Origin of the sequence: Intrasporangium chromatireducens Q5-1, assembly GCF_000576575.1 — a bacterium.
Classification (GTDB): domain Bacteria; phylum Actinomycetota; class Actinomycetes; order Actinomycetales; family Dermatophilaceae; genus Intrasporangium_A; species Intrasporangium_A chromatireducens.
This window is the reverse complement of the sequence record NZ_AWQS01000105.1, coordinates 1-13,778: the sequence shown is the minus strand read 5'-3', so window position 1 is coordinate 13,778 and position 13,778 is coordinate 1. Positions and strand designations below refer to the sequence as shown.

Below are 13,778 nucleotides of genomic sequence, written 5' to 3'. Positions count from 1 at the left end.
CACCCGTCGAGTGAGCGCAAACTCCGGCCCCCAACCGTCGAGTGAGCGCGAACTCCGGTCCCCGCCTGCCCGCCGCCGCGGCAGTCACCGCGTGTGCGAGCCTGTCCGGATGGAACTGCCGCGCGAGCTGACCTCCGCGCTCCGCTCAGCCGAGCGGGTCGCCGTCCTGAGCGGTGCCGGGATGTCGGCCGAGAGCGGGGTGCCGACCTTCCGCGACGCCCAGACCGGCCTCTGGGAGCAGTACGCAGCCGAGGACCTCGCGACGCCGGAGGCGTGGGAACGCGACCGAGCCTTCGTCTGGGCCTGGTACCTCTGGCGCTTCGGCAGGATCCGCCATGTGGCGCCGAACGCCGGGCATCGTGCCCTTGCGGACTGGGCGAGACGGAGCAGCGGGCCGCACATCGGTGTCGTCACCCAGAACGTCGATGATCTGCACGAGCGCGCCGGTAGCAACCCGGTCGTGCACCTCCACGGATCGGTCGCGGCCTATCGCTGCGAGGCGTGCGCAGCGCCATACGACGCGCCGATTCACCTGCCGGACGAGGCGGTCCACCGGATCGAACCACCCACCTGTCCACGGTGCGGCCACAGCGTCCGGCCCGGCGTCGTGTGGTTCGGCGAGATGCTGCCGATGGACGAGTGGCACCGGGGTGTGGAGATCGTCGAGCAGGCGGATCTGGTGCTCGTGGTCGGCACGTCGGGGATCGTGCATCCGGCCGCCGGGCTGCCCGCGATCGCCCGTGCGGCAGGCGCACGTGTCGTCGAGGTCAACCCCGTCGACACCGAGGTCTCCGACGTCGCACACCACGTGCTCCGGGAGACTGCGGCCGCTGCTCTCCCGGTGCTCGTCGCGGCCGCCGGCGACGGTTAGTCGCTGCGGGCCGTCTCCCGATGCTGGTGGAAGACGAGGGCGAGCACCCGCGAGCCGAGGATGAAGCCGAAGAACACCATGGTGAAGCCGAGGAAGGCATAGAGCCGGACCTGCCCTGTCATCAGCGGCCCGCTGTCGGCCGCGATAAGGATGATGCCGCCGAGCGTCGCCGCCGCGGCGAGCGCCGTCATGACGAGCTGGTGCACGACGCCGGTCAGGAACGCGCGGTCGCTCGGGTCGGCGAAGGCGCGCACACCCAGCGTGAACCGCCCGGCCTCGAGGTCCTCGCTGATCTTGCTGACCCGGCGGGGCAGCCGTTGCAACATCGGCAGCACCGTCGCGAGCTGGCTCTCGAGGCTCGAGCGCACCTCGCTCGGCGTGAGCGACGCGTTGACGAAGCCGCGTCCGTGGGCCCGGGCAGCCGCGACGACGTCGAGGTCGGGGCTGATGAGACGGAGGCTGCCCTCGAGGGCCCCGAGCGCCCTGAAGGCACCGGCGACCTGTGGTGGCACGGCGAGCCCGTGCCGCAGCACGAGCCGGAAGAGCTCTACGAACATGGCGGCGCTGCCCGCGGCGTCGGGTCCGGCGGTGTGGCGCAGCATGAGCTGGCCGAGATCGCGCTCGAGGCGACGGTCGTCGACCCGCGAGGTCCGGTCGAGCAGGTCGAGCAGCGCGTCCGCAGCGGCGATCGCGTCCTGCCGGTCGACCGCGGCGAGCAGCAGGCCGATCGAGGTGCGGGCGCCCTGGTCCAGCCGGCCCACCGCCCCGAAGTCGAGCAGCCCGAGAGTGCCGTCGTCGGCGACGAAGATGTTGCCCGGGTGCAGGTCTGCGTGGAACACGCCAGTGACCACGATCTGGTGGAGCACGGCACCGAGCAGGTCCTGGGCCATGGCACGGCGTTCGTCGGACGAGAACCGCTCCAGCACCGTGTCGGCCTCGCTCACCGGCCGGCCGGGCATGCAGTCCATGACGAGGACCCGACCCGTGCACCAGCGTTCGTGTGCCGTGGGGACTCTCAGCCGGCCGCCCGGGGCGAGGCCGGCACCCACGGCACGCATGTTCGTCAGCTCGACGCGGTAGTCGAGCTCTTCGTCGAGCGAGCTCGCGAAACCCTCCGCGAGCGACCGGGTGCCGAGCCGGCGGCCCCATCCGGTCGTCCGCTGCAACCAGGCGCCGAGGCGAAGGATGATGTCCAGGTCGGCCGTGACCTGGCGACGCGCCCCCACCCGCTGCACCTTGACGACGACCTCGCTGCCGGATCGCAGGACGCCGCGGTGCACCTGCCCGGCCGAGGCCGCAGCCATCGGCTCGTGGTCGAGCTGGCTGAACACCTCGTCGACGGGTCGGCCGAGCTCGCGCTCGAGGACCCGCTCGACGTCGCTCCACCCCTGCGGGGGCACGCGGTCCTGCAGGGTCGACAGCTCGGCGATGTACGCCTCCGGCAGCGGGTCGGCCCGCGACGAGAGCATCTGCCCGAGCTTGACGAACGTCACCCCGCCGTCCGTGAGCGCGAGCCGCAGCGAGCGCGCCACCTTCGAGGCAGGCTGGTCGGTGCCTGACCCGGTCGGTCGCAGGTAGGCGCCGAGCCCGTGCCGGGCCGCGATCCGCACGATCGCCGTGTAGCGGGCCGCACGACGGCGACGCGAGGGCAGCGAGCGGACGAAGGCGAGCGGCCCCGGCACCGTCCCCGTCGGTACGAAGACCTCGAGGATGGCCAGGATCGCGACCTGCACCGCGATGAGCCAGGCGAGGACGAGTGTGAGGATCGCGAACGTCTGGCCGAGGTTGGGCGACGTGATGGTCGTGTCGAGCCCCAGCGTCTGCCCCACCCACGAGAGCAGACCGGCCGAGGCGGCCTGGATGATGAGGCTCAGCACGATGGTGCGCGGCCAGCCGACCGGCACGCCGAGCAGGCGTCGCACGACGAAACTGACGAGTGCGACGTTGACGATGGTGGCGACGAGGTATGCGAGGACGTCCAACTGTCGTTCCTCCGCTGGGGATCGGTGTCCCGCCCACTCTGCCGCACAGTCCGTATGACGGGACGCACGTCGCGCGGTGTCGTCCCGTTCCGTGTCGGCTGGGGCAGCCGCACGGCGCAGCGGGCATGATGAGGAGCGTGACCGCCTCGACCGCACCACAACCCGAGCGAGCGACTCGTTCGGTGCCGCGGCGGGCGACATACCATCATGGCGACCTGCGGCGCGCGCTGCTCGACGCGAGCCTCGAGCTGGCCCGCGAAGGCGGGCCCGACGCCGTCGTCGTCCGCGAGGCGACGCGCCGGGTCGGCGTGTCGGCCAATGCCGCCTACCGTCACTTCGCTGACCGGGAGGCGCTGCTCGAGACGGTCGCGAGCCGCGCCCAGGGTCGCGCCGCGGACGTCATCGCGGAGGAGATCGCGGCCGTTCCCGACACCGGGGACGACCGGGTCGTCGCCCGAGGGCGGTTCCGCGCCGTGGGGATCGGCTACCTTCGCTTCGCTCTGGCCGAGCCGGGCCTGTTCCGCACGGCGTTCGGGGTGCCGGTCGACCTGAGCCGGTCGGCCTCCGCGGAGGCTGCGGGCGAGTGCGGGCGGACGCCGTTCCAGCTGCTGTCCGACCAGCTCGACGCCATGGTGGAGTCGGGCGCCCTGCCTCCCGAGCGGCGCGGCGGCGCCGAGCTGCTTGCGTGGTCGGCCGTCCACGGCTTCGCGATGCTCGCCCTCGAGGGGCCGCTGCGGGGCCTGCCACCGGAGGCCGTCGAGCAGATCGCACCTCGGCTCGTCGAGATGGTCGACCTCGGCCTGGGGCTCGTCGAGAGCCCGGTGGCCGGAGGTTAGGGTGGGCGGCGTGACGACCGCCCCCGACACGCTCCTCGGCGACTTCGAGCTCGCCACGGACGTTCCGGCCTGCTACCTGCCGCTCGGCGACGACCGCTTCGCGCCGACGATCCACGTCCAGGGCGCGTGGCGTCCCGACGAGCAGCACATGGCGCCCGTCGGCGGCCTCATCGCCCACGCGATCGAGACACACGAGCCCCGCCCGGAGCTGCAGCTGGCCCGGATCAGCTACGACATCCTCGGCGTCATGCCCGCCCGTCCCAGCGTCGTCGAGGTCCACACGGTCCGGCCCGGTCGCACGATCGAGCTGGTCGAGGCGACCATGTCCGTCGACGGTCGGCCGGTCGTGCGGGCGCGGGCCTGGCGGCTCGCGACGGGAGACTCCTCCGCCGCCGCCGGGCTCGAGCTCGAGCCGATGCCGCACCCGGACGAGTTCCCGCGGTGGACCGGCATGGAGATCTGGGGCGGCGGCTACATTCGCAGCCTCGAGGTGCGGGCCGACCCGGCGCGACGCCCCGGACGGGCCCGGGTGTGGATGCGGTCGGGCAACGCACTGGTCGCCGGCGAGGACGTCTCGCCGACGGCGGCCTTCCTCGCCTTCGCGGACACGGCGAACGGGATTGCGGTGCGGGTGCCGCCGGGCGAGTGGGCCTTTCCCAACGTCGACCTGACCGTGCACCTGCTCCGTGAGCCGGTCCCCGGCTGGGTCGGACTCGACACCCGGGTCAACTTGGGAGACAACGGGATCGGTCTGACGTCCAGCGTGCTGCACGACGTGCGGGGTCCCGTCGGCACCGTCGAGCAGATCCTGACGGTGCGGCCGCTGCCCGGCTCCTGACTCCCTCTCCGGTGGCGCGCCACCCCTCCGCACGGCAGAGTGGAGGCTCGCGCTGGAAGGAGCGATCATGGACGTCACACCGGATCGAACCGGTACGGACGCAGGTGGACTCGCCGTCGACGACGACCTCGACGCGGGAGGTCGAGCGCGGGTCGGTCGGGTCGAGGGTGCCCCGGAGCCGGTGCAGCCAGGTTTTTGGATGACCGTCCTCGGCAGCTTCGCGGCGATCCTCGCGCCGCTCATCGGCTTCCTCGGCGGCAGCGCCTCCGGGGCCGGCTACGACCAGACGGGTCGGCGTCTCGCCGTGTGGCTGATGGTCGGTCTCGTCGTGGGTGGTCTCGGTGTGCTGTGCGCCTTTGTCGGTGCCGTCAGGTGGTGGCGCGGCGCGCACCGCTGACCGCGCCGCACCGCTGACCGCGCCGCACCGCTGACCGGGCGCGCCGCTGACCGCGCCGCGCCGCTGACCCCTCCGCCCGCCGCTGATGAAGCGGCCGGTGCGCAAGCACGATCAAGCGCACCGGGCGGTGGCGCGGGCACGATGTCATCGTGAGCATCGCCACCGACACCTTCAGCGCCTGGCTCGACGTGCTCGTCGACACCCTCGACGAGCCCGGTCTGACGGGTGAGCAGATCGCGGGGCGGCTGCACCTGTCCCGCTTCCATCTCGACCGGGTCGTCAGCAGCGTCGCGGGCGAGACGCCCCAGGCCCTGCGCCGCCGGATCCTGCTGGAGCGCTCCGCGTTCCGACTCGCCACGAGTCCCCGCTCGATCCTCGACGTCGGAGTCGAGGCGGGCTACGGGTCGCACGAGGCGTTCACCCGAGCCTTCCGCCGCGCCTACGGGACGACGCCGCGCGACTGGCGCGCCCGTCCGGGTCGGATCCGGATCGCATCGGCGAGCGACGTCCACTTCCACCCGCCCGGGGGCATCCGCCTGCCGGCCCAGCAGAAAGTCACCGCCATGGACCTCATCCAGCGAATGGTCGAGCACCACATCTGGCTCACGCGCCAGCTCATCGAGTGTGCCGCGGAGCTGACCGACGGCCAGCTCGACGAGCCGATCGTCCTCAACGTCGAGGACGACCCGGACCCCTCGACGCTCCGCCGCATCATCAGCCGGCTCGTGGGGCAGATGCAGATGTGGAACGCCGCGATGGCGAGCGAGGACTACGACTTCGCCGTCGAGCAGGGCGAGTCGCTCACGTCGGCGCGCCGCCGCCTCGACAGCGCGGCCCCCGTCTTCCTCGACCACGTCCGCCTCGCCATCGAGAACGGCGAGCTCGACGACACCTTCATCGACGCGACGTGCGACCCGCCCCTCACCTGCACGTACGGCGCGATGATCGCCCACGTGCTCACCTTCGCGGCGCACCGGCGCACCCTCGCCGTGCTCGCCCTCGACAAGTACGGCGTGACGCGCCTCGGCTGGGGCGACCCGATCGCCTATCTCGACACACCCAGCGCGAGCTGACCCACCGCCCGACGGCACGTTCGTATGCCGCTCAGCTGAGCGGCATACGAACGGCTCGTGTCGTGGGTGGCTCGCTCCCGACCGGCACCGTCGAGTGAGCGCAAACTCCGGAGTTACGGCTCACTCGACGCGCGAGAACCGAAGTTCGCGCTCACTCGACGCGCGAGAACCGAAGTTCGCGCTCACTCGACGGGCGGCAACCGGAGTTCGCGCTCACTCGACGTGGGGGGTGACCGTGGCGCCGAGCATGACGGTGCGGCTCACCGTGCAGAACTCCTCGTGCGAGCGGCGGACCATCGTCGGCAGGATCTCGCGGGCCGCGTCGCCGTCCTCGCCGTCCGGGAAGCGCACGCGGAAGGTCACTTCGATGTCCTTGAGGTGGTTGCCCTGCTCGTCGCGGACCTTGTCTGCCGTCACCTCGATCTCGAAGCTGTCGGGCTCGGCCCGCCGGGACGTCACGGTGTCGACGTCGACCGCGGTGCAGCCGGCGATCCCGGCGAGCAGCAGCTCGACGGGCGACAGCTCGTCGGTGCCGCTGCTCGTCGTGATCGACCCCCCGCGGCCGTTGCGGACCGTGTAGCGGCCGAGGCTGTCACGGGTGAGGGTCACGCGGCGCACGTCCTGGTCAGTCATGGCGCAAGCCTCCCAGATACCGGCGCCCACCCCGCTCCCCGGTCGAGGTATTTGGCGGGCACCACTGACCGGTAATTACCTCGAACCAGCGGCTCAGGACCAGGCGTCGGCCAACAGCTCGTAGGACCGCAGCCTCGCCTCGTGCTCGAAGGCACCACACGTGAGGATCACCTCGTCGACGCCCGTCGCGTCGGTGAACTCCTGCAGGGCGTCGCGCACCTGGCCCGGCGTCCCGACGAACGAGACCCGGATCATGTCGAGGACGGCCGCCTGCTCGGCCGGGCTCCACGACGCGAGGACCGACTCCATGCTGTCGGCGGGCTTCTGGACGCCGCCGCGACGGCCGGTCACGATGCCGTGGAACCGGGTCAGCACCGAGGTGAAGAGCCGGCGCGCCTCCTCCTCGGTGTCGGCGACCATGATGTTGGCGCCGGCCATCGTCCGGGGGGCGTCGAGGCCGCCGGGCTCGGTCGACGGCTGGAACCGGGACCGGTAGAGCTCGAGGGCGCTCATCAGCATCCGGGGCGCGAAGTGCGACGCGAACGAGTAGGGCAGCCCGAGCGCCGCGGCGACCTGCGCGCCCCCGTGGCTCGAGCCGAGGATCCAGATCGGCACGTGCGTGCCCTCTCCCGGCACGGCACGCACGGCGGCGGACGGGTCCGCGTCACCGAGGTAGCCCATCAGCTCCTGGACCTCGCCGCCGAAGTTCATCGCGGCCTGCTCGTCGCGCCGCAACGCCCGTGACGTCAGCGGGTCGGTGCCCGGCGCCCGGCCGAGGCCGAGATCGATCCGACCGTCGTGGATCGTCGCGAGGGTCCCGAACTGCTCGGCCACGACGTATGGCGCGTGGTTCGGCAGCATGATCCCGCCGGCACCGACGCGGATCGACGAGGTCTGGTCGGCGACATGGCCGATCAGCACGGCCGTCGACGACGACGCGACCCCGGCCATGTTGTGGTGCTCGGCCATCCAGTACCGCCGATACCCCCAGCCCTCCGCGTGCTGGGCGAGGTCGACGGTGTTCGCGATCGCTTCCGCGGGCGTCGAGTCCTCGCTGATCTGGACGAGGTCGAGGATGTTGAGGTCTGCACGAGTCACGGCAAGGTCAACCGGTCAGGTCCTGCCGATGTTCCATGCCGTCGGATCACCTTGTCAGGAGGGCAGTTTCAGCTGGCTGAGCTGGGAGTCGTACGTCGGGCACATGCTCTGCACAGCGGCATACATGAGCTTCTTGGTGCGCAGGCCGTCACCGCTGTCAGGCAGCGGCTGCCCCTTCGAGTCGCGCGCGATCTCGCCCAGCGTGACGCCGCCGTCCCGCAGCGCCCAGCACGTCGTCGTGCCCGTCTCGAGGTCGTCGGCGACGCTCTCCCCCGTCACCTTGACGCCGAGGTGCTCGGCCGCGAGGACGAACTTCGCCTCCTCCACGGTGATGCTCGGCCGGGCGGAGACGACGTCGGAGGGCAGGTCCTTCGCGGTCGGGTCGCTGCTGCAGCCGGCGAGCGCGAGCGCAGCGAGGACGATGAGGACGCGGCGCATCATGCTCCTCTCTAGGGTGGATGGGTGACCGAGCCCCATCATCCCCGAGACGTCCGGCTGGCCCGGGAGGCGCCCCTGGCTCGGGGCGCCGTGGTGGCGTCCGTCGTGGCCGTCGCCCTCGGGTGGTGCTTCGTCCCGCAGGTCCTTGGTATGGCGCTGAGCCTGCTCTCGCTCGCCCGTCGGGAGCGCGCGGGGCGGCGGCTCGCGCTCCTCGCGCTGGGGCTGAGCCTCGCGCTGACCGTGGGCTGGGGCGTCGTGCTGGCGCTGCTCGTCAAGTGGTGGGCCGCCTCCCGGGTGGGCTGAGCCGGGCTGAGCCGGGCCGCGTCTCACGTGCCGGGCACGGCGTCCCACGGACCGGCTGGTCGCGGTCAGGTGAGGTCGTGGTGGAGGTGGTCGGCGGCCGCCTCCTCGATGTCGAGCACGATGTCGGCGAGCGTGTCGATGTCGCTGAGCGAGAAGAGTCCAGCGGCGTCCTCCTCGGACAGGCCCAGGCGGGTCGTCACGTGCCGCCTGGTCGTGCCGACGATGCCGTCCGGTGAGGTGGCGCGCTCCGGGTCCAGCGGGTCGATCTGGTAGCCGGACATGACGAGGGCATGACCGCCGAGGCAGCGCACCGTCCCGAAGAGGCCGTCCGACTGCCAGGTCGCCTGGTCCCACTGCAGGGGGTGCTCGGCGACGAAGGTGAGCGCCTGCTCGAGGAGCAGGATGTCCGGGGTGCTCGGCAGCCCGAACCAGGCCGCGGCCGGCAGCGGGCGCAGGTGGTCGGCGAGGTCTCCGCCGAGGTCGGCGGCGAGGTCGGGCTCGGCCAGGCCGGTCGAGAGCAGCTCGGCGAGGGCGGCGTCGCCGAGGTGGCCGGTTGGTACCGTCCGCGCCCCGTGGTCCCGGCTCTCGACCTCGTCGATGACCGGCTCGGTCCGGAGACCGACCCGGATCCAGTCGACGGCCTTGGCCAGGTCCTCGATGCGGGCCCTGGGGTGGACGAGCACCTCGAGGTCGTCGCGGCAGGGGCCGGTCGCGTCGGCGACGACGGCGAGGCCCTGGGCCGAGTCGAGCCACACGGAGCCGCTCGACCGGGTCAGGAGGGGCATCTCGATGCCGCCCAGCCACAGGGCGTGCCCGAGGAAGGAGCGCGCGGGACCGGTCAGCGCCGCACTCTCCCGGCCCGGGGCGACGGCCTGGTCCCACTCGAGGGGGTGCAGGGTGATGTGCGCGAGAGCCGTGTCGAGCAGATTCATGTCGAGAGCGGCCCCTCGCACGCGAGAAGGGTCGCTCGCCGTCGTGTGGCAGGACCGGTCGTCACACATCAGTCAATGGTGCACTCCGCTTCCCGTCCCTCGCAACGAGCACACGCCGGTGCGGCGGTGGCGCGCGGGCTCAGGCCGTGCGTCACTGGCTGTAGGTCGTGAGGAACTTCTCAAGTCGCCCGATCGCGTCCTCGAGCTCGTCGACGAGGGGCAGGAAGACGATCCGGAAGTGGTCCGGGGTGGGCCAGTTGAACCCGGTGCCGTGCACGACGAGCAGCTTCTGCTCGCGCAACAGGTCGAAGGCGAACTGCTCGTCGCTGGCGATCCGGTAGCGCTTCGGGTCCAGTCGCGGGAATGCGTAGAGGGCCCCCTTCGGCGTGACGCACGACACACCCGGGATCTGGTTGAGCAGCTCGACCGTCTTGTCGCGCTGCTCGAGCAGGCGGCCGCCGGGGAGGATGAGGTCGTTGATCGACTGGCGGCCACCGAGGGCGACCTGGATCGCGTGCTGCGCCGGGACGTTGGCGCATAGCCGCATGTTGGCGAGGACGTCGAGGCCCTCGATGTAGTTGCGCGCGTGTTCCTTGGGGCCCGACAGGGCCAGCCAGCCGGAGCGGAACCCGGCGACGCGGTAGGCCTTGGACAGGCCGTTGAAGGTCAGGCAGAACAGGTCGGGCGCGAGGGCCGCGATCGAGTGGTGCTTCGCGTCGTCGTAGAGGATCTTGTCGTAGATCTCGTCGGACATGACGATGAGGCCGTGCCGGCGGGCGAGGTCGGCGATGCCCTCGAGGACCTCGCGCGGATAGACGGCCCCGGTCGGGTTGTTCGGGTTGATGACGACGATCGCCTTGGTGCGGTCGGTGATCTTGCTCGCCATGTCGTCGAGGTCGGGGGCCCAGTCGGACTGCTCGTCGCAGATGTAGTGGACCGGCGTGCCCCCGGCCAGGGAGGCGGCCGCGGTCCAGAGCGGGTAGTCCGGCGCCGGGATGAGCACCTCGTCGCCGGTGTCGAGCAGGCCCTGCATCGCCATGACGATGAGCTCGGAGACGCCGTTGCCGAGGTAGATGTCCTCGATGTCGATCCGCGGGAAGTCACGCACCTCGTAGTGCTGGGCGATGGCCCGGCGGGCCGGGACGATGCCCTTGCTGTCGCTGTAGCCCTGCGCCGTCGGCAGCGCCTGGATGACGTCGACGAGGATGTCGCTGGGCGCCTCGAAGCCGAACGGCGCGGGGTTGCCGATGTTGAGCTTGATGATGCGGTGGCCCTCGTCCTCGAGCCGCTTCGCCTCGGCGAGGACCGGTCCCCGGATCTCGTAGCAGACGTTCTGGAGCTTGAGGGACTGGCTGACCGCGCGCATGGCGTCCACTGTCTCACTCCGGTATGCCGCTCACCGCGCCATTCTCGCCATGTGACCGTGGCGTGTCCCACTCCCGCGACCGAGAGCACCACCCCCGATCGACAGTGCGCAACTTCGAGTCGACAGTGCGCAACTTCGAGTCGAGCGTGCGCAACTTCGAGTCGACAGTGCGCAACTTCGAGTCGAGCGGGCAATCCGCCGCGGACCAAGGCCCCGGTCAATCTGCGAGAAGTGCACTCTCGATGACGAGAAGCGAACTGTCGATCTGGATTCGCGCACTGTCGATGTGGATTAGCGCACTCTCGACCAGGACTCAAGCACTGTCGACGTGGATTACTGCGCTGTCGATCGGGAGGGGTCGAGTCGGGAGCGGCGGACCCAGCGCCAGCCGGCCCGCACCAGCAGCACCGTGGCGACGAGGTCGATCGGCACGCCGACTGCCGTCGTCGTCAGGCCGAGGCTGTAGCCGTCGGGCAGCTGGGCAAAGCAGAGCACCGTCGCCGCCACGGCGAGCCAGGTGCGGGTGTGTCGAGGGGTGCCCGGTGCGACCGCGACGGCGAGCACCGGGAGCCCCCACAGGAAGTACCAGCCGAGGACCGCCGGGGCGAGGAGGACGACGGCGAGCAGCGCCCAGCCGAGCGAGCGCACCGCGAGGGCCCGGTCGGCGGCATGCCGCAGCGCGCGGAGCCAGATGACGACGAGGAGGACCGCCAGCACGACCAGTCCAACCGCCCTCAGGACGGCGATGCCCGTGTCGCGCCAGTCGTCGTGGCCAAGGACGTGCCCGACCGCGCCGACGGCCATGCCGAGCCCCGTGGGCAGCGACGTCCACTGCTCGTTCTTGCCCGAGGTGGCGGCCGGGTTGAGCCAGGACCAGCCCAGACCTGTCGCGAGCGTGACGGCACCGACGGTCGCGCCGGCCGCAAGGATCGCCACCACCGCGGGCCTGAGGACGCCCGCGACGTGCTCGCGCCACCGGACCGGCTCATCCCATGGGAACGCCGGCGACGCGGCGAGAAGGACGACGAAGGGCAGCGCCACGATCGCCGTGAGCTTCACCATGGCCGCGAGCCCGACGAGGACGGCCGCCCAGACGAGTCGCCGCCGCAGGCCCAGCACGAGAGCCGCGAGCATCCCGGCCACCATGAGGGCGTCGTTGTGGCCGCCGCTGACGAAGTGCGCCCCGACGAGTGGCGTCGCGACGGCGAGCCACGTCGCCCGCTCGGCCGACACCACGCCCAGCCGACTCGCCAGCTCAGCCACCGCCCACGCGATGATGACGACGCCGACGACGGCGACGATCCGCAGGACCAGCAGGGCGACCCAGAGGTGGCCGCCCGACACGGCTGCGACACCGCGGGCGACGAGCAGGAACACCGGGCCGTACGGCGCGGTCGAGTCGAGCCAGGTCGGCGCAGTCGAGTCCCGCCACGGGGAGTCGAGCTCCGAGACGGTGTGCTCGTAGGGCGAGAGCCCCTGCCCCCAGAGGGCACCTTGAGCGGCATACGAGTAGAGGTCACGGCTGTAGAGCGGCACGGAGGCGAGGAGCGGCACGAACCACGCACCCGCCGTCGTCCACCACCAGCGGACGCTGACGGCCGCGGTCCGCAGTCGCCACCACGCGAGAAGCAGCACCGCCATGGCGACGAGGGAGACGAGGGCCGCGACCGGCGAGCCGCCCTGCGCCGACCACCACTCGAGACCCGGCCAGAGGATGTGCCGGTTCAGGGTGGGCCGCGAGCCCGACCCCCACGATGCGACCGCGAGTCCCGTCGCGGCGGCGACGCCGATCCAACGCCAGCGGGCCGGGGTCAGCCGCTCATCGCTCATGCGTGATCGGCTCGTCGCCCCAGGCGAGCAGCTTCCACCCGGCGTCCGGGTCGCCCTCCATCGTGACGACGTGGGTGTTGTCGATGCGGCGGTTGTCGAAGAAGTCGACGCCGAGGCCTAGGGCGACGGAGCACCACACCCGCATCGCGGCGCCGTGGCTCACCGCAACGGCGGACTCGTGGCCGTCGTCGGCGATGCGGCGGATCGCCTCGGTGTAGCGCGCCAGGAAGCCGACGCCGGTGTCGCCCCCCGGGATCGCGTGGGCCGGGTCGTCGCGCCAGGCGGAGACCGCCTCGATGTAGGGACCCCACTCGGTGGACATCTCGTAGTCACCGGCCTGGATCTCGCGCAGTCCCGGCAGGACGACGAGCTCGAGCCCGAGGGTGCGGGCCAGCGGCTCGGCGGTCTGGTGGGTGCGGACGAGGTCGGAGACGTAGATCGCGCCGAGGTCCTCCTGCCGCAGACGCTGGGCCAGGGCGACCGCCTGCTCGCGGCCAACGTCGGTGAGGTCGAGCCCCGGGTGGGCGGTGTCGAGCTGACGGGCGACGTTGGCGTGGGTCTGGCCGTGGCGGACGAGGAAGAGACGCATCACTGGCCCTTGACGGTGACGCCGGTCAGGCAGGTGAGCCCCTTGGCCGGCGCGGTGTGGAAGTCCTTCGCCTCGACGGGCGCGCTCTGACCTGGCTGCACGGTCACCGTGATCTCCTTGGTCGTCTCCTCGCTCATGTCTGCCGTCTTGAGGAGCGTGACGCCGACGGTGTAGGTCTCGGGCGCCGCGTTCTTGTTGGTCAGCTGTCCCGAGAAGCTCCACGAGTCGCCCTGCGGCTCGCACTTGGCGTCGCTGAGGGCGTCCGAGGCGTCAAAGAGGTGGTCGTCCTCCACCGCGGCCGAGGGGTTCGGGCCGTCCGTGTCCAGCGCGGTCGGGTCGAGCGGCGCGATGGTGGGCTGGATCTCGACGTGGATCGTCGTCGGGCCGGCGGCGCGCGGGGCGGCCGGCTGGCCGCAGGCACCGAGCCCGGCCACCAGCGTGAGGCCGAGGAGGACGGCACCGGCCGCTCGCAGGGTGGTCGAGTGCGCGCGCACAGCTCCTCCTCGGGTCGGGGTGTGCCGCCATTGTGCAATGTGGCCGCCGGGACCGGGTGCCCGGCACGCGGGTCGGCCGGAAGGCGGGTCGGCCGGAA

Annotated in this window: 15 protein-coding genes; 6 read left to right on the top strand and 9 right to left on the bottom strand. The window is 71.8% G+C overall.

All coding sequences use genetic code 11. The features are described from left to right. Positions 1-109: 109 nt before the first annotated feature. Entirely contained in the window at positions 110-871 is a 762-nt protein-coding gene (locus N864_RS12900; protein ID WP_034717360.1) for an SIR2 family NAD-dependent protein deacylase, read from the top strand. Here N864_RS12900 and N864_RS12895 read toward each other — a convergent pair. Beyond that, positions 868-2,853, bottom strand: coding sequence for an ABC1 kinase family protein (locus N864_RS12895; protein ID WP_034717358.1), 1,986 nt, complete (start codon positions 2,851-2,853; stop codon positions 868-870). The genes N864_RS12900 and N864_RS12895 overlap by 4 nt on opposite strands. 137 nt (positions 2,854-2,990) lie before the next feature. On the opposite strand from N864_RS12895, the gene N864_RS12890 reads away from it, so the two are divergent. From N864_RS12890 to N864_RS12875, 4 genes are all read left to right on the top strand, one after another. Next, positions 2,991-3,689, top strand: a complete 699-nt coding sequence (locus N864_RS12890) for a TetR/AcrR family transcriptional regulator (protein ID WP_240474312.1) — start codon at positions 2,991-2,993, stop codon at positions 3,687-3,689. Between the two features lie 10 nt (positions 3,690-3,699). Then, positions 3,700-4,527: a thioesterase family protein gene (locus tag N864_RS12885; RefSeq protein ID WP_034717371.1), complete on the top strand. Its 828-nt coding sequence runs from the start codon at positions 3,700-3,702 to the stop codon at positions 4,525-4,527. Positions 4,528-4,594: 67 nt separating this feature from the next. Beyond that, positions 4,595-4,924: a hypothetical protein gene (locus N864_RS23685; protein ID WP_051518541.1), complete on the top strand. Its 330-nt coding sequence runs from the start codon at positions 4,595-4,597 to the stop codon at positions 4,922-4,924. Positions 4,925-5,073: 149 nt separating this feature from the next. Continuing rightward, positions 5,074-5,997 (top strand): helix-turn-helix transcriptional regulator, encoded by a 924-nt coding sequence (locus N864_RS12875; RefSeq protein ID WP_205620939.1) that lies wholly within the window; start codon positions 5,074-5,076, stop codon positions 5,995-5,997. A 213-nt stretch (positions 5,998-6,210) separates the two neighbouring features. Here the strand turns inward: N864_RS12875 and N864_RS12870 are convergent, their stop codons facing one another. The 3 genes from N864_RS12870 to N864_RS12860 all read right to left on the bottom strand — a co-directional run bounded on the left by N864_RS12870 (position 6,211) and on the right by N864_RS12860 (position 8,169). Beyond that, positions 6,211-6,630, bottom strand: a complete 420-nt coding sequence (locus tag N864_RS12870) for an OsmC family protein (protein WP_034717356.1) — start codon at positions 6,628-6,630, stop codon at positions 6,211-6,213. Between the two features lie 93 nt (positions 6,631-6,723). Then, positions 6,724-7,728, bottom strand: a complete 1,005-nt coding sequence (locus N864_RS12865) for an LLM class flavin-dependent oxidoreductase (protein WP_034717354.1) — start codon at positions 7,726-7,728, stop codon at positions 6,724-6,726. 54 nt (positions 7,729-7,782) lie between these two features. Next, a complete protein-coding gene (locus N864_RS12860) occupies positions 7,783-8,169 on the bottom strand; it encodes a DUF732 domain-containing protein (protein ID WP_155892929.1) in 387 nt (128 codons plus the stop codon). A gap of 21 nt (positions 8,170-8,190) precedes the next feature. Between N864_RS12860 and N864_RS12855 the strand changes: the two genes are divergently transcribed. Further along, entirely contained in the window at positions 8,191-8,469 is a 279-nt protein-coding gene (locus N864_RS12855) for a hypothetical protein (RefSeq protein ID WP_034717351.1), read from the top strand. Between the two features lie 65 nt (positions 8,470-8,534). Here the strand turns inward: N864_RS12855 and N864_RS12850 are convergent, their stop codons facing one another. The 5 genes from N864_RS12850 to N864_RS12830 form a co-directional block, all read right to left on the bottom strand. After that, the gene (locus N864_RS12850; protein WP_155892928.1) at positions 8,535-9,422 is read right to left on the bottom strand and encodes a hypothetical protein; all 888 of its coding nucleotides are present in this window, start codon (positions 9,420-9,422) and stop codon (positions 8,535-8,537) included. Between the two features lie 130 nt (positions 9,423-9,552). Then, positions 9,553-10,767 carry a pyridoxal phosphate-dependent aminotransferase gene (locus tag N864_RS12845; RefSeq protein ID WP_034717364.1) on the bottom strand — a complete coding sequence of 405 codons (1,215 nt, stop codon included), beginning with the start codon at positions 10,765-10,767 and terminating at the stop codon, positions 9,553-9,555. 333 nt (positions 10,768-11,100) lie between these two features. Then, on the bottom strand, positions 11,101-12,597 hold the full coding sequence (gene mptB, locus N864_RS12840; RefSeq protein ID WP_034717347.1) for a polyprenol phosphomannose-dependent alpha 1,6 mannosyltransferase MptB: 1,497 nt from the start codon (positions 12,595-12,597) through the stop codon (positions 11,101-11,103). Further along, positions 12,587-13,186 carry a histidine phosphatase family protein gene (locus tag N864_RS12835; RefSeq protein ID WP_034717362.1) on the bottom strand — a complete coding sequence of 200 codons (600 nt, stop codon included), beginning with the start codon at positions 13,184-13,186 and terminating at the stop codon, positions 12,587-12,589. The genes mptB and N864_RS12835 overlap by 11 nt, the downstream gene beginning before the upstream one ends. Next, a complete protein-coding gene (locus N864_RS12830; RefSeq protein WP_034717345.1) occupies positions 13,186-13,680 on the bottom strand; it encodes a hypothetical protein in 495 nt (164 codons plus the stop codon). Before N864_RS12830 ends, N864_RS12835 begins: the two co-directional genes overlap by 1 nt. Positions 13,681-13,778: the final 98 nt, after the last annotated feature.

Bases quoted from the DNA above. Each gene is read 5' to 3' on its own strand.
- N864_RS12835 (WP_034717362.1), bottom strand. From the start codon at position 13,186: ATGCGTCTCTTCCTCGTCCGCCACGGCCAGACCCACGCCAACGTCGCC.
- N864_RS23685 (WP_051518541.1), top strand. From the start codon at position 4,595: ATGGACGTCACACCGGATCGAACCGGTACGGACGCAGGTGGACTCGCC.
- N864_RS12845 (WP_034717364.1), bottom strand. From the start codon at position 10,767: ATGCGCGCGGTCAGCCAGTCCCTCAAGCTCCAGAACGTCTGCTACGAG.
- N864_RS12860 (WP_155892929.1), bottom strand. From the start codon at position 8,169: ATGATGCGCCGCGTCCTCATCGTCCTCGCTGCGCTCGCGCTCGCCGGC.
- mptB (WP_034717347.1), bottom strand. From the start codon at position 12,597: ATGAGCGATGAGCGGCTGACCCCGGCCCGCTGGCGTTGGATCGGCGTC.
- N864_RS12870 (WP_034717356.1), bottom strand. From the start codon at position 6,630: ATGACTGACCAGGACGTGCGCCGCGTGACCCTCACCCGTGACAGCCTC.
- N864_RS12900 (WP_034717360.1), top strand. From the start codon at position 110: ATGGAACTGCCGCGCGAGCTGACCTCCGCGCTCCGCTCAGCCGAGCGG.